The organism is Paraburkholderia sp. BL23I1N1 (genome assembly GCF_003610295.1).
Taxonomy (GTDB): Bacteria; Pseudomonadota; Gammaproteobacteria; order Burkholderiales; family Burkholderiaceae; genus Paraburkholderia.
Genome location: NZ_RAPV01000001.1, coordinates 1,162,547 through 1,182,992 on the forward strand (window position 1 = coordinate 1,162,547; position 20,446 = coordinate 1,182,992).

Genomic DNA, 20,446 nt, shown 5'->3' on the forward strand with positions numbered 1-20,446 from the left:
CGCCAACGGGTATCACTGACGAATGCCCCGCAAACCCATATCCAGGGACGGATCCATCCATGACAGTCAGCATTCCGAGGATCAGTGAGCGCTTGCGCGAACGAACGGCGGTGCTCGTCGCGAACCCGTCGGCCGTGACCGAACGGACCTATGAGATGCTGACGAACGTGGAGGGCTACAAGACCCTGACGCCATCAGTCAGACAGGATATTGAAGCGTCGATCGATTTAACGACCGGATTGTGGTTTCAGTCGCTCCTGACCGGCGAGCCGCCATCGTCGGAGGACATGGAGCGCTTTCAGGAATTCGGCCGCCGCCGCTTTCACCAACGCGTACCGCTGCAGTCGGTGCTACGGGCCTTTCGCCTTGGGTCGCGTGCGATCTGGCGCATGTACATCGAGCTTGGCGAGAACGACGGACCCCTCGTCAACGAATTGCTGGTCAGCATTTTGCCGTACCTCTTCGACTACTTCGACGTCATGGCGGAGAATATCGCGCAAAATTACCTCGAGGAGCAGTACCGGCAAGCGCGCTGGAGGGAGGCGCTGCGTCATCAGCTTTACAGCATCGTCTTCCATTCACCCGAGGATCACAAGGGGTTTCGAGAAACAGCGGAAGCGCTGGGTCTCGATTCCACAGCGCCACGCGTAGCGCTTGCGGTCGACGTCGATCTGCCGACGAGTTCGCTGTTTGATCGGGAACGGGAACTCGACCGTATTACACTTGCGTCAGCCCGCCATCTCTGCGCTGTGCCGGACGACCTGGTGCGCGCCTGGCATCATGGACGGATGGTTCTGTGGGCTCCCTGCACGCGGGGTGACTCGATCAATCGTACCGATCGCCAGATGACTGAGCGGGCCAACGCCCTGGTGAGCGCGATACCGGAGCTTCGTGCCATTGGCGTCGGCCTGATGAACGAAGGCGCGTCGGGCTGGGCAACCTCAGTCGATGAAGCGGTCAGAGCACTGGACTTTTCGCCGAAACACCGCAGCCAGCGGCAGGTCGCGATGTACTCGAGTATCGTCCTCGAAGAAAGCGCGCGTCATGCCTCAAATGCGTTGCGCTACCTTGTTTCTCTGCTCGAACAGCTATCCAACGAGCCTGAGCTCGTGGCGACGCTGCAAACCTACTTCGAGCAAGGCCAGCGACGCGGACAATCAGCGGCCGCACTTGGTATTCATCCAAACACACTGAACTACAGACTCGAACGCATTGAAGCGCTGCTCGGTGCAAGCCTCGACGACGTCAGCTGGATTGCGAGGCTCGATATCGCTCTCAAGCTGCGCCGAGTGATGAAATGAAACGCTAGCCGCAGCCTTACGGACCTGGCCACCGTTATTGCTGCCGCGCTTGTTGGTGATGACATCCTTGACCGCTCGCCAAGACGGCGAAGGACGGGATGCCGCGCGTGGCCGCGCTGCTCGATGTCGCGCAGCTTTCCGACACCGTTGCCAGCGAGTCCGCCGATAGGTGCCTCGAATTATCGTGACTGGGACATTGACGACCTGTCGTCTGCTTTCGACCTCGATCATTGCGCATCGAATCGAAAGCGCCCGTTGTGTAAACCCACAAAACGTTTTGGTGACTTACACAAATACATTGGACAAGCGCGCTGCTAAAGTGCCGATAGAAGAATAAGTCACTGCATTTGAAGGCTCTAATACTTGAATGCAGCACCGTTGCTCCGCAAAGACATAGGCGATGTGTCCTGTTGTATTGAGATGTCTGCCGATACGCATTGCGATTCTGCATTCCTCGTCATGCTGCAGTAGCACGGCGCACTATACGTAGCCGTATGTGAATTGAGTTGGACGCGCAACCTCGCATCACGGGTCAATATGGCTTGGCGATGCGCGCAAAAACGGCTTGCTCTTGGTATAGCCATCACTGGATTGAATGGAAATAAAAGGCCGCTTCCCGAGCACAGTGATTTGGAATCCAGGCGCAATCACGCTTCTGCTGCTCTCGGGCCGACGCCCGGGCGAGTTCGAATCGAATATGGAACTCGCCCAAGCCGGCCCCTTGACTATTATCTGGCAGAGCGGCACGCCTCACATCGCGAGCCGGGCTCCACGTGCTGACGATCGCAGTGGCGAACACACACTACATCTGATGATTAATCTTTGTTCGCGCTGGGACACGAGCCGCCGCGAACAGATCGAGCTACGGCCTGGTGAAGCACTAATCGTCGATTCGCGACTTAACTACACGCTTGAGTTGGCCAGTCGTTATGAGGTCGTCCACGTAATCCTTTCGCCCCAATTGCTTGAACGTTGGGTGCCGTCGTCGGGGCGACTGATCGGCCGACGGATCTCCGGGACTTCTGGCTGGGGACGGCCACTTATCGCGTTTGTGGCACAACTGTCACCCCAATTGATTGCCGATTCGCCAGTCCCGGTGTCCGTCCTCGCCGATCAGTTTGGCGCCTTGCTGGCGCTCGTGGCGAGCGAGGGAACCCCGAGGCCGGTGACAAGACCGGAGCACGACTTACGTGCCCAGATCAGAGACTGCATCGCAGAGCGCTGCTGCGAACCCGGCCTGACTGCGCTAGATGTCGCAAAAGCATTGAATATCTCGGTGAGGACTCTCCACCGTGCGCTGACAGCCTCCAACGAAAAGTACGGTGGGCTTTTGATGGCGTCGCGAGCCGCCATTGCCATGCGGATGCTCAAGTCACCGCTGTTCCGTCGAATCACGATCGCGGAAATCGGTCGGCGAGCAGGTTTCGCCGACGCGTCGCATTTTTCACGTGTGTTTTACCGGCACTACAGGCAGCTACCATCACAACTGCGGGGCGAAGCGTAGGCTTCGCGTGTCGATCCGAATGAAATTCGACCCATTTGCGCGAAGGCCTTTGCAGACTGGATTTCTGTCTTCGTACCGGACAACGGCACGTCGAGCGTACTTGCTGCTATGACCTTGTACCTTCAGGCGAAAAGCAACGTTTATCCCCGCTGGCCGACCGTTGCTATCGATCCGTTATCAGCCATTCTTCGCTAACGACACCCGTTCGGTGGCGATTTTCTGATTGACGTGTCAAGCGTGTCCCCTTGGCGGCATCGAAGTGTTCGACGACGCAGTAATGCCGCTCGCTGCGATGCTGTTCAACTGCTGCTCGGGCACACCAATGCATGGCTGCATGGATTCCGCCGTCGTCGCACGTAATTTGACCGTCGTGCCGACATCCATGACGGGCTCCTCAATCTTGCATGACGGCTGATCTGCTGGCGAACGCTTCAGCGCTCAGAAAATTCTTTCTGAAACACTCTCCAGGTGATCTTGAATCAGGCGTTCGGCGGCTATGCCCGAGTCGCAAACGGCAGTTCACAAATATCGTCGAGGTTCACACAGGCGGACGATCCCCGCTTTAACCCGTCTTGAGTATCGGCGACTTATGCGCTGACTGCACCCCAGCCAGGTGTGGTCCGTCGACACGACGTATTCTGCTCCCCACTTGTGAACGGCGGTGAGAAACCGACACTAGACGGCGGCGTCGATCAGGAGATGACCGCGCAGATCACTGCCGCAGGTCTTCGCGAATCATGCAATTGTCGAGCCCCGACCTGAAAAGATCGGCTGGCAACTGCTTGCCGATGAAGACGATCTTCGTTTCACGCTCGTCAACCCCACCCCACGGCTTGTCGATGTTCGCACCGAAGATCATATGCACGCCCTGGAAGACGGTGCGACGGTCAACGCCATGGATATCAAGCACCCCCTTGTAGCGCAGCATGGCCGGGCCGTAAGTGGCGACCATTTCGCTAAAGAACTCCTCGACCTTGTCCCGATCGAGCGGAACCTTGGTGCAGTAGACAAACGACGTAACGTCGTCATCGTGTTCGTGTGCCAGGTCCGCGAGGAAGTCCGGTTCAATGTCGATGATTGCGTTGAGGTCGAAACTTCGAATATCCAGCAGTTCCCTGAGGTCGGTCTCACCGAAATGTACCGGCCTGATCGGTGCCCGCGGGTTCATTTGCCGCAGTCGCGCAGCGAGCTGACTGGCCTCTTCTCGCGATACGAGATCAACCTTCGACATCAGGATGCGGTCCGCGAATCCGACCTGCTCCTGCGCTTCATGATGCTCGCTCAATTGCGCCTCGGCATGCTTCGCGTCAACCACCGTAACGATTGCATCGAGCACGTATGAAGCCTGCACCGTGTCGTCGACGAAGAACGTCTGCGCAACCGGCGCAGGGTCAGCCAGGCCGGTCGTCTCGATAATCACACGTTCGAAGTTCAACTCCCCTTTCGCGCGCCTCTCGGCGAGTGTCGACAGGATGCGCACCAGATCCCCCCGCACCGTGCAGCAGATACAGCCGTTGTTCATTTCGACGATCTGCTCGTCGCCGTCCTGGACGAGCAGTTCATTATCGATACCGGTCTCCCCGAATTCATTTTCAATCACGGCGACGCGGCCGCCATGATATTCGGACAGGATGCGGTTGAGCAGGGTGGTCTTGCCACTGCCCAGGAAGCCCGTCAGGATCGTCGTAGGAATCAGATGGGTGGAGTTTGTGGCGGTCATCGCAGATCAAGCCTCTTTGACTGTTGGTGCTGCAAATCGAGTCGGGCAACGGGCGGGACAACTTGGGCCAGTGCGACGTGCCCCGGCATGCCAACGAACCCGCCGACGGCATTCAAACATATGTGCAATGTTATAACATTGCACATATGTTTGAAAGAACGTCTTTGTAACCCGTTTCCCCGGCGTGTGCCACCCGGGAATATCCACGCGTCCAAATTCACAGGGTGAGGTAGATGCGCGTCGCCTGTCTGCGTCGCGCATGAAAATCGCCGGCGACACGCAAGTCATCGCGTGGTAATAAACAGCCACCGGCAATCGTAGCTCCGCGGCAAATGGAACACGGATTCCTGTGACCAAAGGTGAAGCCTGCGTCTGTGCCTGAACGGCGACGTGCTTCGGTGCAGGGACGACGCGTATCCCGCCGTGGTGAGCAGCAATCCGCCAGGCAGACTCCGTTCGACTGAGATCAGTCCGCTTTCAAAGGCATCAATCGCCTTTCATCGCTCGCTCAGGCGAGTTCGACCGGGCCGTGATCGTCGCAATGATCTCCGTGCGGATGATGCAGGTGCCCGTCGACGAGATAGTCAACGTGGTCCCCATGTGGCACAGGTTCGTGGCCGCACCCGGGGCCATGGACGTGGCCCGGCGCGTGGCCGCCGCAGCCCGGCGTACATTGATCGGGATTGTTCGCGCTCACTTCGAGCCTATGCTCGTCTACATGATCGCCGTGCGGGTGATGCAGATGACCGTCATGCAGATAGTCGACGTGATCGTTATGCCTGATCGCTGTGTGGCCGCAATCCGGACTATGCTGATGGTCGTGATGCGCATGGTGTGGTTCGTGACAGGTGCTCATGGTGACTCTCCTCGCGGTGGATGGGGGGCCTTCTTTTCCGGGCGCGGGCTCGGCTCTTCCGCCTGGCTAAACACGCTGTCTAGCAGCTTCAGCACAGCATCGAACCTGTTCACACGGACTCGCTCCATGATCTCTCAATCCACCGATCGATGGAAGCGAATTGGTGGCGGCTTTCAAGTAACTGTCGATGCCCAGGAGCGAACTGACGGGTTACCGCATATGCGATCGAAGAGAGCGTTGAGCAAATGGATTTCACGCACCGCCCGACCACACGCGCGAATAGTTGATGCACGGTCAGACAGTTGATAGGGGAAGCATTCCAGAGCGTCTGGCTATGCCCGTCTGTCGTTGATCGTCTAGAGCGGCGATTCCTTCGTCAAAAACCGCCTGATGGCAATGGAGACGATTTCTGGAAACTCTTCGTGAATCGCGAGCTTGCCCTTCATGACCCATTCAACCTGAACATTTGGCAATTGTCCTAACGCCTCCATTTCGGCACGTGATTTAGGCGGCGTCTGATCGCCGTAGATCACGAGGATCGGAATGTTGGCTCGGCGCGCAAGATCAAGGAACGCCGCACGGTTGGCGACCCGGTCTAGCGCACCGGTCACAAAGCGTACCGAACTGTGCCGGGCTCCGGGTGCACGGGTGACGGCGAGTTTGGCCGCGAGACGATCGCCGTCAAGCCAGTCAGGATCGCTGTAAACGTGTTCTCTCGCCATCATGGTGATGACATGGCGGCTGACGTTGAGCCGGTAGAGAAGCGGGCCAGCGAGGGGGAGATCAATGGCAGAGCGCACACGGGAGAACCAGGCTCGCGGACCACCCATCATCGTCGGCAACGGGCCGCGCCAAGTCGGTGCGACGAGGACCAGGCGATCAACCGTACCTGGCCGCAAGACGGCCTGGTAAAGCGCATAGGTGGCTGCATGTCCGGCCGCCACAACGGCGTGCGGTGGTGCCACGATGTCGCTCAGAAACCGGTTAAGAAACGCCGAGAGAAGCTCCGGCGAGCATTCTTCCTTTGGCCGCGCCTGATCGCCAAACCCCGGCCAGTCAACCGTCGTCACGTGAAACTGAGGCGCGAGCAAGTCGAGCAGCGGGCGCATCTCCGCGCGAGTGGAAATCGTACTCAGGGCCGGCAGGAGGACGACCGAAGCGCCGCTGCCGGCCTCATCCACGTCCAGCGCGATCTCTCCACTGTCCCACTGGCAGCGTATCGTCTTCGTCATTGCCTTTCCAATTTGACCTTCTTACGAATCACGCGGTAGATATTGATGACCAGTTTAGAGGCCGGTATCCGGCCATATGCGGGCGCGGTTTCCGTGCTGATTGACGTGCTTGCTAACGAATACGCCTTCTCTTTTGATCGGGCCGTCATGTGTGCGATGGTGGCGCATCTTCATTCGACCCACCAACGGCTGGTAGTTCAAAACGACATCGGCCATCGTCTCATAGCGGTCCGAGAGCCGTCGTTCGCGAAACCTACCGGAGAGGCGGAAGTGGGTCGTTCTATGCCTGTTGCGTGAGATGGTCGCCCCGAGATAATGCCGCTGTCGGTCGTGGGGCTCTGATCGGCCAGGAACGGCCCGTCACGATCTGTTCGTGAACGTCAACCCATGAGGGGCGAGCGGCCCTTCGACGCGGCGATGCCTCGACAACGCTCGCCAGTGACGCCGATCATTTGCCGTAGCGGTATTGAGGGCATATTGTCATCCGTGCGGCCCACCAGCCCCGACTTTGAAAGAAAGGTCAATATGGCGGCCCCTGAAAAAATTGCTCAACACTTTCCGCGAACCCTCCGTTACGGAACGGGAGAAGGGACCCACGTCGAAGAATTGATCTCGTAGAGTGCGAGACAGCGGGGTCGCAATTCAAATAGACAGATGAAAAGAATCTATACGTACAGGGGCTTCGAGATCGCGGTGGAGCTTGAACCAGTGTGGGAAGCGTCTGGCAACGTTACATTGCTGCCACCGCGTGGTTTTATCACCGTCGTGCAGATCAAAATGATTGGCGCTACTCGACCGACGGTTGCGCCAATACGCCTGATAGCAGCCAATCATCGGCACTTCGCGACGGAAGCCGAGGCGCTCATGGCAGGGTTCAGCGCCGGACAGCGGGTCGTAGACGACACGCTTGCCCCGTGAAACGTACTTCATCGCGATGATTGAACGTTGGACGAAGGCAACGTCGGCGGTGGGTTGGGGTACCGCCTACTTTCGGTCATGCATGGTGGTATCACGCGGCGCAGGGTGAAGCCGATCCAGTCTTGCCAGTAGTGCCGAACCCTGTTCCACAACGCGACGAGGCACATCAGGAAGCGCCAGTACCGTGCGAATGCGCGTTCGCCAATATTCCACGTGCATCACGGCACTTGAATGTTCTGTCCGGTGGCTGACACCTAGGTGTTCCAACTGGGAAATCACGGCCTCGATATGATCCAATTCCTGCTGCGCATGGTCGTGCCGAGACATAGCTACCTCGCCCAGAAGGCTCATCTTCTCGCTTCATCGCCCGCCACATTGTCAATGTCGGGTCCGGGTCCAGTGGGACCAGTCGTGGTGGTCCAGGTTCCGGAGGAGCTGTCGTCGACGGTGCTCGCGCCGATAGTGGCCGGCCACGAGCACTGATGCGATCATCAGCACAATCGAACCCATCACAATGCCTACCCACGAGTCGCTCATTTGGCTCTCCTGCGCGGTTGCCGTTACCGACCCAGGCGATCCACCGGAGCCCGTCCATCCGGGCCGCAGGCTTCCATCGCCATCCCTGTTGTGCAGTGAACCGGCTGCATGCCAGCTCACCTCCGCCGCCCGGCTGCAAGCCTGGTTGTTTCACTGCAGGTGCTGGCCGCCATTGATCGCGATGTTGGCGCCGGTCACGAAAGCCGCCTCACGGGAGCACAGGTACAGAACCAGCGCGGCCACTTCGTCCGGCTGCCCGAGGCGGCCGACCGGAATCTGCGGAATGATCCTGCTGTCCAGAATGTCCTGTGGCACTGCTGTGACCATCTTCGTGGCGATATAGCCGGGCGAGATCGTGTTGACCGTGACGCCTTTCTTCGCCACTTCGAGCGCCAGTGACTTCGTGAAGCCGTGCATGCCCGCTTTGGCGGCCGCATAGTTCGTCTGACCGAAACCGCCCTTGCTGCCAATGATCGACGACACGTTGATGATGCGACCCCAGCCCCGTTCAACCATGCTGTCGCACCACGGCTTCGTCATGTTGAACACCGAGTCGAGATTGGTGCGGATCACCGCATCCCAATTGACTTTGTCGAGTTTCCTGAAGCCCGCATCCCGTGTGATGCCGGCGTTATTGATCAGGATGTCGACTGGGCCGACTTCCGCCTTGATCCGCTCGGCGCATAGCTGACACGAATCGTAGTCGGCGACATCGACGGCATACGCGCGGAACTGCCGCCCGTCGGCTTCCATGCGGGCCAGCCAGCTGTCCGCACCGGTATTCTGCGGCGAGCAGGTGACCAGGACTGCATAGCCGGCGTCGTGCAGTCTGATGCTGATCGCTTCACCGAGTCCGCCCATTCCGCCTGTGACCAAGGCAACCTGTTTCGTCATCTCACCTGTCTCCAGTAAAAGGAGGCGATCCTCGCTCACGCGGAACGGCGATGCTCGCCTGATGGCCGTCCAGATGCGTCAACATCAACAGGATTCCTTTGTATGACGCAACTGATTGGACTGACTGACGCGGGCGCCGGGCCCGCTTCGGGCACTATCGCCTGGTGCCCGCCGACGCTTGCTCGGCAGTGCGCTGGGCAGTCTTTGACGCAGCGGTCGCGACGGCGTCAAAGCTGCTTTCGGCGACCTGCACCGCCTGCTGACTGGTTTTCTGCAGGGATTCGACCAGCGCATGGGTGGCGCCCATCGCCGACTTCCATCCGGCGATGGCGGCTTCGGAACCCGCCGGTGCGCTCCTGGCAACTTCCTCGACGAGCGTTTGCACCCGGCGGTTGTACGCTTCGTATTGCGTCTGCGCGACCTGCGCGAATTTGCCCTGGGTGGCTGACATGATCTCGAACAGCTGACGGCTGTATGACTGCATTTTTTCCGCCGTCGGCGCAACGAGAGCGGCTTGCAGCGCGAGCCACTCCTGCGGATCCTTGACGGAGAACGCTTTCAGCGCGTTCTGCTGGGTTTCGGCCAGCGTCGACTGGATCGTTTTCAGATTCAGTTCGGCCAGCTTTTCAATCCCCTCGACTACCTTGGTGGCGAGCCCGTAAGCGGTATCAAGGTTGGCCTTCTGGGATGCTGCAATCTGCTCCGGGGTCGATAGGTTCATCGCGAAACTCCTGAGGCGACCTGGCACCTTTCCGATCAATCGGATAGCAATGAGGTGCGCGGCGGTCATGTGGACGGACTGGCGGAAAACACGAGCGCAACGCGGACTGCGCATTGCACGCGCCAGGACATTTAATAGTAGTACTTATCGAACTATTGAGGACCCGCTTATTCCGATGATAAGGAACTGCATTGCTTGCCCCGTGGAGTTGGGCGCTGGATTTTATAGGGCGGACAATGATCCGCTAACGAAAGTCATTAGCCGAACCGCGTGACAGCTTTGAGTATGGAAACGCCGTCGCTGGTTATCTGGGGGCGTTGCTGGCCGGATGGAAGTGTTTCCAGTGCGACGAGTTGGTGTTCGAGCAAAATATCCAGCTCCGCACGATCCAGCCCGAGTTGATCGGGCGCGTCCTTGATCAGCATCAGGGTTGCGAACTCATGGGGGCTCAGCATCTTTGTCTCCTGTTGATAGGTGTCAATTTGCCGGAAAGCTCAACCGTTCTCGCGCGACGACTAGAATCGTGTCTCGCGAAATGCGACTTTCACGCATGATTCACGCTAACCGGATGCCGACCGCGCCCGGGAGATCATCTTACTGTGTCCCCATCGACACGATCAATATGTGGGATTTAACATTTTTCTTACAATTGCATTCGGACTGTGGGCCGCCACCTGCACGTGTGTGGGCGTGCGCCCCCGCCGGTAAAGGCGTTTGAAGATTTTCAGACGTATGGTTCGACGGCTTGTCGTGAGGTCGTTCAAGAGGGTAAACGACAACTCAGCTTGCCTGACAATAGTAGGTGCCCCGAATCTGAAGTGCAACGTGTTTCCCGCATAACGTACGTCCGTGTCGAGGCGCTTCCGCATTTCGTGGGGCAGTTGCTGCAGCGCCTCAGGCGTCACCAGTCGCCTGTCTGGAGCATCCAGGCTAACGTCGTGATTGAGACCGGAGGCATGCGCGGATAGGCTCGATCGACAAACCCGGCGTCGACTGCCAGCGTCCCATGTTGTGCCGAAAGCCGCCATCCATTGGCTCAAGCTTAATGGCGCTTGTGGGTCGAAATGCGTCCGCCGGAGGACGCAAAGCTACAGCGCCCAATTGGTGCAATGCAACCAAGAACGGCGGCATCAACCAGCAAATACGGATACCCAAAAAGTTTTAGTGCCTGACAACAAGCCGAAGCGGCGAAAGTTTCCTTCTTTAAGCGGCTGAAATCACAATCGCTCGGAAAAATAGAGACTGGGAATCGGAAGCGTCAATATGCATATTGAGTATTCTTTCCGTTTCGATCGAACGACAAATGGAACCCCATTGATTAGCTCTTTTGGGATTTTTCGGTTATTCGGTATTTTCTTCTGGAAAATCGTTTGGTGACGTCGGCAACCCGTTGGCGGGCGGTTTTGTCGTCGATTAACCGGTGCTAATATTCCGCCTTTGTTCCTCGCGAAACAGCTATTGGTTCTTCGGAAGACAAGGAAATTATGCCAATTAGATGTACGTTCGCTCTTAACCGCCAGCAAACGTCGGTTCTCTCTTGTCCTGGCGTCGGCTTGATGACTGCGTTTTCTGGACAAAAGAGCGGCCGAGACAATCCCGTCGCCGCCGATAAAGAAGACATCGGCCCGATTCCGCCCGGAAACTATTACATCATCGACCGGCAATCGGGTGGCCGCCTCGGCGCGCTCCACGATTTCTGGGACGCGCATGGGGTTGGGGCGACTGACCGCCGCAAATGGTTCACGCTTTGGAACCCGAAGACGGGCGACACAACGGTCGTCAACGGCGTCAAGCGCGGGTCGTTTCGGCTTCATCCAATGGGGCCGCTGCATTTGAGCGAAGGCTGCATCACAGTCGTCAACCCCCAGCAGTTCGAGAGCTTGGCGACTTACTTGCGCTCGCGAGGACCTGACACGCCTGTGCCGGGCAGCGGGTCCAAGGCGTACGGCACCGTGGATGTGAAATGAAGAGGGCGGTCTTTGTTTTGGCGAATATCGCCGTTGCGATCGTGGGCGGCTGGTGGCTCGCGCAATTCGTTGCCACGCTTCCCTATGAGATGCCGCAATGGCTCGACTCCGCGATCAGGGCGGGCATCAGGATCACAGGCAGCGTCCAGTTCGACAACACGGACGACATAGAGACAATTGCGGCCATCATGTTATTCGTCGCATGCTCGGCGCTTGTTGGCCTCGTCCTGGCGGGAATTAACTTAGCCTTTCGTCGCTGCCTTGTGCGGCGTCGCAGGAGGTCCTGACACGTATTTCGCTGCGTCAGCAGGTTGACGCGCACGGGGCAAAAAGCGGATTTCCAAGGTTGCGGGCGATGAAGCATCGCCCGCAACCCTTGTCCATTTTCCGCAAGCGGAGCGCGTCAAGGCTTCGCTGCGCCTGCCCTTGACCCGGATTCCGGCCTCGCGTCTCTTGAAATTGTGCACACCGTATGACAAATCCTTTCGCCCAACCCTGAGCATCGTGGTGCGATACGGGGCGGCCCGCTTTCTGGTCAACAGACGTGCCGCATTCGACGTGCCGTATTCAAAAAGCGCCGTCTGCCGGCGCTCGCCGCGACCTTCATCCTGACCAATCCCGATGATCGAGGGGTATTCAATGCGCGTCGCGCGGGTAGCCAACGCCGAGCCGTCGCGCGAGCGTGGCGAGCCGGTTGTCCATCGTCCAGATCTGGGCGCCAGGGGTCATCAAGGTCGAGGCCAGCAGCGTCAGGTCGACGCCGCCACAACCCTGGCCATATAGCTGCTCGGTTTCGATGAACTGCATGACCTCGCTCCATGTCGCCTGCTGTGCGTGCCGCAGCAGGCCGATATCGTGGAGGGAGCGTGCCCGTGGCGCTGGCGGGGTTCCACACGCGAGTTCAACGAGCACGAGCGGATGGGTAAGCGCCTGATCGGTGGTGATCAGATGAACCAGGGACTCGTTGCGTCGGCGGAAATGGTCGATCCACACCGAGGTATCGATCAGTACGTTCACTGTCCGTCGGCCTCGGGTCGACGCCGTGGGACATCTGCCATTTCGGGGACGGTACCGCCGAGCGCGGCGAGGCGCTTGGCTGCCTGGACGCGGACGAACGTCTGCATCGCGGTCCGGAACAGGTCAGTCTTGTCCGTGCCAGGGTCGGCGAGATCCAGCGCCTCCTGATAGAGTGTGTCGTCGATCGTAACGGTGGTCCGCATGACAGTCTGCTCCTCGGTTGATGCATATGGGCATCAATTATAGCATCAGCCGGGGCAATATCCGACTTCCTGCGAGTTGGCCGGTTGCGGGCGGGGCGCAAGCGTTGCTCGCCTCGCGAGGCTGATCCTGCGCGTCTCGGCTTCGCCGCAGCCGCGCCCTGACATGCCGGTGGCCATACGTAGGCAAGTCGGCAATCAGTTTCGCCTGTTTAAGCGTTAATGCAAAGCGTGTTTATCGGATCACGCGTTCCCACGGCCTGCTGCCTGGGCGCCCCCTTGCCATGCCCAACCCACACGTCCATTGGGCGGAGCTGGTCTATAAAGAGAAACACAACTTGATCCGGTCAACGTGCGAAGTACGACCGAGTACGCGTTAGCGGCCCGCGGTATCGATGTATGCATGGACGAGCCGTAACGCGACACCCATCGGGATCAGGCCAAGAGCGCTATACAGACCTCCAGGTCACTTGGCATGTCCGCGTACGCCGCGCGGGAGATCACGCTGCCCGTCGACTACGATTCTCAGGCTTCGCAGCCCACGAACCGTCGTCGAGATCTCTACCTGCTTAGTGATATGACGAATCAGTTCGCGACTTTGCGTGCGAATTTGATTGCTCAGGAATTCCCAAACGGCTAATGGTCAGCTGATTGGTGTAGTCAATCAACTCCGCGCAAGCGCAAATGTTCGCAAAGCCTGTCGACGCGGCGATAAGTGACCGTCGTCCGCAAGTGTCCGGCCGGTGGCTTTTTAACGGGCATTCGCTCCCAGCGTACGACAGGCTGTTCGGGGTCGAGACAACCGCCGGGCGCGACTATCTGGCAGGCTGCAGCTCCCCATTACAGTCAGGCATTCACGCTGGCAGGCGTGGTCATCATCGTTCGGCTCATTCTCGCTTACACTGCGCTCGGACATCGCGTGTTTCGAGCCAAAACCGACCACGCCGATTTGCACTGCCACGGACAGCCTGCAAACAGGTTCGCCGGGCGCGCAGTGTGCGACTGTACATCGCATGGCGGCCGGCGACGGCGATCTAACATGGGATAAACATCCAAGAAACCCACCATGAAACGCTACGAGGCTCTCGCTAACTTGCTGGCCGATGGCATACGGTCCGGCCAGATTCCCATCGGCTCGCGACTGCCATCGCTGCGCCAGATTATCGCGCAATGGGGTGTTAGCCAGTCGACCGTTTTTCGCGCTTACTACTTGCTCGAGGAATGGGGGCTTGTCCGCGCCGAGGAGCGTTCGGGCTACTTCGTCACACCGGGCGCATCGGTCAAACCGGGCGCTTTGCAGAGCGCATCGGCGCCCGCCGAATTGACACGCGTCGATATTAGCGACCTGGTGTTCTCGGTGCTCGACGCAGCCAAGCACCCGGGAATCGTGCCACTCGGTTCTGCCTTCCCTTCGCCTTTACTGTTCCCATCGGCGCGTCTGTTCAAGTCGCTGACCCAAGGTACGCGCGCGCTCAGCCCATGGAGCACGGTCGAGGATCTTCCGCCCGGCAACGATCAGCTGCGCCGCCAGATCGGCATGCGGTACGTTGCTACCGGGATGTCGGTGTCGGCCGACGAGGTCATCGTCACCAATGGCGCGCTCGAAGCGCTCAATCTGTGCCTGACAGCGGTCACCCGGCCGGGCGATGTTGTGGCTGTCGAATCTCCGGGGTTCTACGCGGCTCTGCAGGCAATCGAGCGACTTGATCTGCGGGCGGTCGAGATTCCGGTTCACCCGGTCACAGGCCTCGACCTCGACGCGCTGGCCGCAGCGTTCGACAAGCATCCGATCCGCGCCTGCTGGTTCATGACGAACTTCCAGAATCCGACCGGCGTATTGCTTTCCAACGAGAAAAAGAAGGCGCTCGTCGACATGCTCGCTGAACGCGATGTGCCGCTGATCGAGGACGACGTCTATCAGGAGCTGCACTTCAGCCGTGACCGGCCCCTGCCAGCGAAGGCATTCGACAGGAAAGGCCTGGTTATGCACTGCAGTTCGTTTTCGAAGACGCTGGCGCCAGGGTACCGCATCGGCTGGGCGACGGCTGGCCGGTACGCTGATCGCGTGCAGCGGCTCAAGCTGATGACCACACTGTCGGCCAGCAGTCCCGCGCAGGCAGGTATCGCGGACTATCTCGAGCACGGCGGCTATGATCGCCACTTGCGCAAACTGCGGGCGGCGATGCAGACCCAACTGGCATCCATGGAAGCGGCGCTCAGACGTCACCTGCCGCGTGAGGTCCGTTGGGTGACGCCAGCCGGTGGGTACTTTCTCTGGCTGCAATTGCCTGATGCCGTCGACGCGATGGCCCTTCACCGGCTCGCGATCAGTCACGGCATCAGCATCGCGCCCGGCCCGATCTTCTCCGCCACGCACGCGTTCCAGAATTGCGTCCGGATCAACTTTGGGCATCCATGGAGTGTCCAGATTGATAAAGCCATACGTGCTCTCGGCGAGATTCTCGACGACCCGGCCGTGCGCGGCGGCATCTGATCCTCCAGCCGACGACCTGTCGCCAACCGTAAAAACGACGCTGGCAGACGGCTGACGCGCTCGAGGCCAACCGGTCCGGTTATCGGCGCCGGAACAGCGGCGTTGGATCGTTGGCGTCGCCCTGGTAGCGCACGGTGATCTCGCTGAAGCCTTTAAGGGCATCCGTGATGCTCTTGTCTGGACGCACCGCAAACGAATTGAATCCGCAGCGCCGCATGTATTCAAGCTGGTCGCGCAACACGTCGCCGATCGCGCGGAGTTCGCCGCGGTAGCCATAGCGCGTCCGGAGCATCACGGCAATACTGAAACCGCGACCGTCCCGGAACGAAGGGAAGTCGACCGCAATCATGTGGGCACCCTGCAGGCTGGGCGCCCACAGTTCGAAGTCGGCTTGCGGCGGAATCCATGCGCCGGTCGCGGCGAGCGTGCTGGCGTCGAACCGCTGGGCTTCCAGGTAGACATTCACCGGCAGCACCACGTGCTTCAATGCCTCGCCGCGCGTCTGGATGCGTTGCCGTGCGTCGGCCTCGTCTCGCACAATGGTCCACAGATCGTCGACGACGACTGGCGTTTTCTCGGACAGCTGAATGACGCGCGGACGCGTGAGTTCGGTAACCTCAGTGGTCTGCACAAACGCGCTCCTTGAACGGTGTGATGTCGAGGCGCGCGATGACTTCGCTGAACGATTCGTCGGCGTGGCGCGCGCGCTGGAAGACGTCGACGATGCGCTCCACGACGTCTGGCATCTGCTCGGCTTTGAAGGGCGGGCCGATCACGGTGCCGATTGCGGCATCCTTGCCCTGTGCCCCGCCGAGCGTCACCTGATACCATTCCTCGCCCTGCTTGTCGACGCCGAGGACGCCGATGTTGCCCATGTGGTGGTGACCGCAGGCGTTAAGACAGCCTGAAATATTCAGCGAGATCTTGCCGAGGTCATGGACGAAATCGAAGTCGTCAAAACGCTGCCGGATCGCCTGCGCAATCGGTATGGACTTCGCATTCGCGAGCGGGCAGTAGTCGCCGCCGGGACACGAAACGATATCGGTGATCAGGCCGATGTTCAGTGTTGCAAGCCCGACCGTATCGAGCGCGAGCCATAGCGGGTACAGGTCCGACATTTCGACATCAGGCAGGATGAGGTTCTGTTCATGCGCGACGCGGATCTCCTCGCGGCCGAACCATTCCGAGCAGTTCGCGATAACGTCCATCTGGTCAGCCGTGACGTCACCTGGCGGCATGGCAAGTCCCGGCTTTGTTGAGATGACAACGGACGCATAGCCGGGGACCTTGTGTGGCTGAACGTTGCGGCGTGTCCATCGTGCAAAATCGGGCTCGGTGGACAGCAGATGGTCGAAGAGCGGGGCGGCTCCTCCTGCGGCCGGATCGTATGCCGGCGCGCGGAAATGGGTGGTGACGCGCTCGTATTCCGCGACCGTCAGTGTGGCGGGGCCGTCCTTGACATGCGCCCATTCTTCGTCGACCTCGCTTGCGAAGCGTTCAATACCGAGCTCGCGTACGAGAATCTTGATGCGGGCCTTGTACTTGTTGTTGCGGCCGGCCGTAGCGGTTGTACACGCGCAGGACCGACTCGACGTAGGTAAGCATGTGCTGCCACGGCAGGTCTTCGCGCAGCATCGAATTGAGAATTGGCGTGCGCCCGAGTCCACCGCCCGCGAAAACGCGCAGCATCAATTGACCGTCGGCGTCACGGTATACGTAGATGCCGATATCGTGCATGCGCACGGCGGCCCGGTCCTTCGCGGATGACGAAATCGCGATCTTGAACTTGCGCGGCAGGTAGCCGAATTCGGGATTCAGCGTTGACCACTGTCGCAGGATTTCGGCGAGCGGCCGGGGGTCGAGAATCTCGTCGGCCGCGACACCGGCGAACTGCTCGGTGGTAATGTTGCGCACGCAATTGCCGGACGTCTGGATCGCATGCATGTCAACGGTCGCCAGCTCTTCGAGGATCGTCGGCGTCTCCTCGAGCTTGATCCAGTTGAACTGGATGTTCTGCCGGGTCGTGAAGTGGCCGTACCCCCTGTCATACGTGCGTGCGATATGGGCGAGCTTGCGGAGCTGATTGGCCGGCAGCGTGCCATAGGGAATGGCGACGCGCAGCATGTACGCGTGCTTCTGCATGTAGAGGCCATTCTGCAGACGCAGTGGCAAGAATTCTTCCTCGCTCAGCTCCCCGGACATCCGGCGCGCCACCTGATCGCGGAACTGCTCGACCCGCTCAAGAACGAGCGTCCGATCAATGCTGTCGTATTCGTACATAGGGCGCTCCCGCGTTCAGAGGCCCTGCATCGTGCTGGTCGAATGCGCGACGAGGTGCACCACGCCGAAGATGATCGCGCCAATGCAGGCCGCCAGGAATACGGCCACGAACGGCAGCAGGACAATGTTGATATTGGCAAAGTCGGCTTCATGCGATGCGCGCTTGCGCACACCGAAGAAGCTCGAAAGAACGATGCGGGTGAGGCGAAGGAATTCCATGGTTCGGCTCCGGTTGATCTGGGTTGCGTTGATCATGGAGCCGTTCGGGAATCAAAAACAGCAGCAGATTCGGGCATTACTGGGTAAGCAATGGGTGACAATCTGCCGCAGGTTGGCGTCCTCGTAGCTTGTGTTGCGCTTTGGGGTGGGTCGGCCCAGCGTCATGGCCGGAAATATCAACCAGGTCTCAATCTCTGCCGAGCGCGATATACCGTTCGAGATGATGATCCTCATCGCCCAACTGATGATCGATCACGACAAGGCGCTTCGCGTAGTGAGCCAGCGGCAACTCCCACGTCATGCCGATACCGCCATGCAGTTGGATGCATTCCTCTGCGACCCGTCCCCCAATCCTGCCGATACTGTATTTAGCCGCCGACACCGCCCGTTCCCGGACGGTGCGTTCCGCCCCAAGCGCCGCAGCGGCATTGATCACCGCCGATCGCGCCTGCTCGATCTCGAGCAGCAGATCCGCCATCCGGTGCTGCAACGCCTGGAAGCTGCCAATCGGCACACCAAACTGCTTGCGCGTGCGCAGGTATTCAAGCGTGTGGTCCTTCGCGACATCCATCGCACCGACCGCTTCGGAGCACAAGGCAAGCACACCGCAACTGATCGCGTATTCGAGCGTCGCAAAACCTTCGCCGGCCGTGCCGAGCAAGGCGTCATCGGCGAGGGTGACGTTGTCGAACGTGACCTCGGCCGCGCGGCCGCCGTCGATCTTGGGATAGCCGCGCACGCTGACACCCGCGGCGTCGCGAGGGACGAGAAAGAGCGTGATGCCCGCTTCGGCGTCGTCGGCGCCGTCCGTGCGCGCGGAGACGAGAAAGAGGGACGCGTTTTCGCCTTGCTGAACGACTGCTTTCGCGCCATTCAGCGTCCACGCGTTGCCGGTGCGTTCTGCACGTGTGATCACGCGTGAGTGTTCGTAGTGGCCGTCCGGCTCACCATGCGCGAGCGCAACGATCCGGGAGCCGTCCATCAAATCGCCAAGCGCCGCTTTTTGCGTTTCATTGCCGCCACGCGTGAGCGCCTGGCCGACGATTAGCGTATCGAGAAACGGCTCGACCACGAGGCCGCGACCCAGGCTCTCGAACACGACGGCGATATCGAAACCGTCGCCGCCAAAGCCTCCATTCGCTTCATCGAACAACGCGCCGATAATACCGAGTTCCGCGAAGCGGTTCCACAGATCAGCGCTGAAGCCTTCGCGCGAGCGCGCAATCCGGTCGCGCGTGTCGAATCCATATTGCTCGGCGACAAAACGATTGAGCGTATCCGCCAGCATGCGGCGGTCTTCAGTGTGCTGGAAATTCATGGCGTTGCCCCTTACAGTCCCAAGATCATTTTGGAAATGATGTTCTTCTGGATTTCGTTGGAGCCGCCGAAGATCGACAGCTTGCGGTTGTTGAAGTAAAGCGAGGCAGCGCTTGCGGCTTCGTCGGGGCCGACTGGTGTGCCTTCGAAACCGTCGTACAAGGCTTCCTCGAAGAACGGCTGCGCGTACGGTCCCATCGCGCGACGTGTAAGCGAGGAGATTTCCTGGCGGATCTCCGTGCCGCGAATCTTCAGCATCGAACTCTCTGCACCGGGGACGCCGCCGCCGGCCACCGCCGCGATCACGCGCAGGTTGGTGGTCTTCATGTTCTCCAGATCGATCTCGACGCGCGCCATGCGTGCCGCGAACGACGGATCGTCCGCCAGCGGCCTGCCGTTGCGCTGCTGTTTCGCGGCGATCTTGCGCAGCCGGTTGAATGCGGCCACCGAGAAGCCGACGCCCGCGATATTGGTGCGCTCGTACGTGAGCAGGTACTTGGCGTAGGTCCAACCCTTGTTCTCTTCGCCCACGATGTTCTCGGCGGGTACGCGCACATCGGTGAAGAACACTTCGTTGACTTCGTGCTCGCCATCGAGCGTGATGATCGGGCGCATTTCGACGCCTGGCGTGTTCATGTCGATCAGCAGGAAGCTGATGCCTTCCTGCTTGCGCACGTCGGTGGCGGTGCGCACGAGGCAGAAGATCATGTTTGCGTAGTGGCCAAACGTGGTCCAGGTCTTCTGACCATTGACGATGTAGTGTTCGCCTTGTGCGTCGCTGCCGCGTACCGCGGTGGTCTTGACCGACGCGAGGTCAGAGCCCGCGCCTGGTTCCGAGTAACCTTGGCACCACCAGTCAGAGCCATCGAGAATACGTGGCAACCAGTGGTGTTTTTGCGCTTCGCTGCCGTATTTGATCAACACCGGGCCGAGCATGTTGACGCCGAACGGCACGACACGCGGTGCCCCCGCCAAGGCGCATTCATTCTCGAAGATAAATTTCTGCACCGCGTTCCAGCCCGGGCCGCCGTATTCCTTCGGCCAATGATTGGCGAGCCAGCCTTGCGCGTTGAGAATCGCGTGCCACTCGGCCATGTCGTCGCGCGTGAGGCGGCGGCCGCCGTGTACTTTGCCGGCGAGACGCTGCGGGAGCTTGTCACGCAAAAAGCGCTGCACGTCGGTGCGAAAAGCCTCTTCTTCGGGGGTGAAGTTCAGATCCATGGCGGGTTCTTTCCTCGGTATTCAATGGTCCTGCGTGCCGGGGGCGAT

21 protein-coding genes and 1 pseudogene are annotated in these 20,446 nt (G+C 59.7%); 7 read left to right on the top strand and 15 right to left on the bottom strand.

Annotated features, from left to right (window positions below; all coding sequences use genetic code 11):
• Window positions 1–110 precede the first annotated feature (110 nt).
• A complete protein-coding gene (locus B0G76_RS05470) occupies window positions 111–1,301 on the top strand; it encodes a CdaR family transcriptional regulator (RefSeq protein WP_259460511.1) in 1,191 nt (396 codons plus the stop codon).
• Between the two features lie 595 nt (window positions 1,302–1,896).
• A complete protein-coding gene (locus B0G76_RS05475) occupies window positions 1,897–2,805 on the top strand; it encodes a helix-turn-helix domain-containing protein (RefSeq protein ID WP_120290706.1) in 909 nt (302 codons plus the stop codon).
• Window positions 2,806–3,036: 231 nt separating this feature from the next.
• Here the strand turns inward: B0G76_RS05475 and B0G76_RS42750 are convergent, their stop codons facing one another.
• The 4 genes from B0G76_RS42750 to B0G76_RS05490 form a co-directional block, all read right to left on the bottom strand.
• Window positions 3,037–3,189 carry a hypothetical protein gene (locus B0G76_RS42750; RefSeq protein WP_183081995.1) on the bottom strand — a complete coding sequence of 51 codons (153 nt, stop codon included), beginning with the start codon at window positions 3,187–3,189 and terminating at the stop codon, window positions 3,037–3,039.
• A 328-nt stretch (window positions 3,190–3,517) separates the two neighbouring features.
• On the bottom strand, window positions 3,518–4,525 hold the full coding sequence (locus B0G76_RS05480; protein WP_120290708.1) for a GTP-binding protein: 1,008 nt from the start codon (window positions 4,523–4,525) through the stop codon (window positions 3,518–3,520).
• 508 nt (window positions 4,526–5,033) lie between these two features.
• A complete protein-coding gene (locus tag B0G76_RS05485) occupies window positions 5,034–5,381 on the bottom strand; it encodes a hypothetical protein (RefSeq protein ID WP_120290710.1) in 348 nt (115 codons plus the stop codon).
• Between the two features lie 356 nt (window positions 5,382–5,737).
• Window positions 5,738–6,613 carry an alpha/beta fold hydrolase gene (locus tag B0G76_RS05490; RefSeq protein ID WP_120290712.1) on the bottom strand — a complete coding sequence of 292 codons (876 nt, stop codon included), beginning with the start codon at window positions 6,611–6,613 and terminating at the stop codon, window positions 5,738–5,740.
• Between the two features lie 45 nt (window positions 6,614–6,658).
• Between B0G76_RS05490 and B0G76_RS05495 the strand changes: the two genes are divergently transcribed.
• Complete coding sequence (locus tag B0G76_RS05495; protein ID WP_120290714.1) at window positions 6,659–6,910, top strand: hypothetical protein; 252 nt, start codon at window positions 6,659–6,661, stop codon at window positions 6,908–6,910.
• A 345-nt stretch (window positions 6,911–7,255) separates the two neighbouring features.
• Here B0G76_RS05495 and B0G76_RS42755 read toward each other — a convergent pair whose 3' ends face one another.
• On the bottom strand, window positions 7,256–7,543 hold the full coding sequence (locus tag B0G76_RS42755) for a hypothetical protein (RefSeq protein ID WP_183081996.1): 288 nt from the start codon (window positions 7,541–7,543) through the stop codon (window positions 7,256–7,258).
• Window positions 7,544–7,819: 276 nt separating this feature from the next.
• Here B0G76_RS42755 and B0G76_RS42760 point away from each other — a divergent pair, with 276 nt between their 5' ends.
• Window positions 7,820–8,014, top strand: coding sequence for a hypothetical protein (locus B0G76_RS42760; RefSeq protein WP_183081997.1), 195 nt, complete (start codon window positions 7,820–7,822; stop codon window positions 8,012–8,014).
• A gap of 204 nt (window positions 8,015–8,218) precedes the next feature.
• Here B0G76_RS42760 and phbB read toward each other — a convergent pair whose 3' ends face one another.
• The 3 genes from phbB to B0G76_RS05520 form a co-directional block, all read right to left on the bottom strand.
• Window positions 8,219–8,962: an acetoacetyl-CoA reductase gene (phbB, locus tag B0G76_RS05510; protein ID WP_120290720.1), complete on the bottom strand. Its 744-nt coding sequence runs from the start codon at window positions 8,960–8,962 to the stop codon at window positions 8,219–8,221.
• Between the two features lie 154 nt (window positions 8,963–9,116).
• Complete coding sequence (gene phaP / locus B0G76_RS05515) at window positions 9,117–9,683, bottom strand: TIGR01841 family phasin (RefSeq protein ID WP_120296224.1); 567 nt, start codon at window positions 9,681–9,683, stop codon at window positions 9,117–9,119.
• A 257-nt stretch (window positions 9,684–9,940) separates the two neighbouring features.
• Window positions 9,941–10,138, bottom strand: a complete 198-nt coding sequence (locus B0G76_RS05520; RefSeq protein ID WP_090812124.1) for a hypothetical protein — start codon at window positions 10,136–10,138, stop codon at window positions 9,941–9,943.
• 1,029 nt (window positions 10,139–11,167) lie between these two features.
• On the opposite strand from B0G76_RS05520, the gene B0G76_RS05525 reads away from it, so the two are divergent.
• Window positions 11,168–11,650, top strand: coding sequence for a DUF2778 domain-containing protein (locus B0G76_RS05525; protein WP_120290722.1), 483 nt, complete (start codon window positions 11,168–11,170; stop codon window positions 11,648–11,650).
• Window positions 11,647–11,937: a hypothetical protein gene (locus B0G76_RS05530; RefSeq protein WP_120290724.1), complete on the top strand. Its 291-nt coding sequence runs from the start codon at window positions 11,647–11,649 to the stop codon at window positions 11,935–11,937. Before B0G76_RS05525 ends, B0G76_RS05530 begins: the two co-directional genes overlap by 4 nt.
• A gap of 349 nt (window positions 11,938–12,286) precedes the next feature.
• Here B0G76_RS05530 and B0G76_RS05535 read toward each other — a convergent pair whose 3' ends face one another.
• Complete coding sequence (locus B0G76_RS05535; protein ID WP_120290726.1) at window positions 12,287–12,667, bottom strand: type II toxin-antitoxin system VapC family toxin; 381 nt, start codon at window positions 12,665–12,667, stop codon at window positions 12,287–12,289.
• A complete protein-coding gene (locus B0G76_RS05540) occupies window positions 12,664–12,870 on the bottom strand; it encodes a type II toxin-antitoxin system VapB family antitoxin (protein ID WP_120290728.1) in 207 nt (68 codons plus the stop codon). The genes B0G76_RS05535 and B0G76_RS05540 overlap by 4 nt, the downstream gene beginning before the upstream one ends.
• A gap of 1,063 nt (window positions 12,871–13,933) precedes the next feature.
• Between B0G76_RS05540 and B0G76_RS05550 the strand changes: the two genes are divergently transcribed.
• Entirely contained in the window at window positions 13,934–15,361 is a 1,428-nt protein-coding gene (locus tag B0G76_RS05550; RefSeq protein WP_120290730.1) for a PLP-dependent aminotransferase family protein, read from the top strand.
• 79 nt (window positions 15,362–15,440) lie between these two features.
• On the opposite strand, the gene B0G76_RS05555 is transcribed toward B0G76_RS05550, so the two are convergent.
• From B0G76_RS05555 to B0G76_RS05575, 5 genes and pseudogenes are all read right to left on the bottom strand, one after another.
• Window positions 15,441–15,992: a DUF934 domain-containing protein gene (locus B0G76_RS05555; protein ID WP_259460512.1), complete on the bottom strand. Its 552-nt coding sequence runs from the start codon at window positions 15,990–15,992 to the stop codon at window positions 15,441–15,443.
• Window positions 15,979–17,641: pseudogene (locus B0G76_RS44510) on the bottom strand (nitrite/sulfite reductase). The gene B0G76_RS05555 and the pseudogene B0G76_RS44510 overlap by 14 nt, the downstream one beginning before the upstream one ends.
• A gap of 15 nt (window positions 17,642–17,656) precedes the next feature.
• Window positions 17,657–17,860: a DUF2970 domain-containing protein gene (locus B0G76_RS05565; protein ID WP_120296226.1), complete on the bottom strand. Its 204-nt coding sequence runs from the start codon at window positions 17,858–17,860 to the stop codon at window positions 17,657–17,659.
• Window positions 17,861–18,047: 187 nt separating this feature from the next.
• A complete protein-coding gene (locus B0G76_RS05570; protein WP_120290732.1) occupies window positions 18,048–19,178 on the bottom strand; it encodes an acyl-CoA dehydrogenase family protein in 1,131 nt (376 codons plus the stop codon).
• Between the two features lie 11 nt (window positions 19,179–19,189).
• Window positions 19,190–20,398: an acyl-CoA dehydrogenase family protein gene (locus tag B0G76_RS05575; protein WP_120290734.1), complete on the bottom strand. Its 1,209-nt coding sequence runs from the start codon at window positions 20,396–20,398 to the stop codon at window positions 19,190–19,192.
• Window positions 20,399–20,446: the final 48 nt, after the last annotated feature.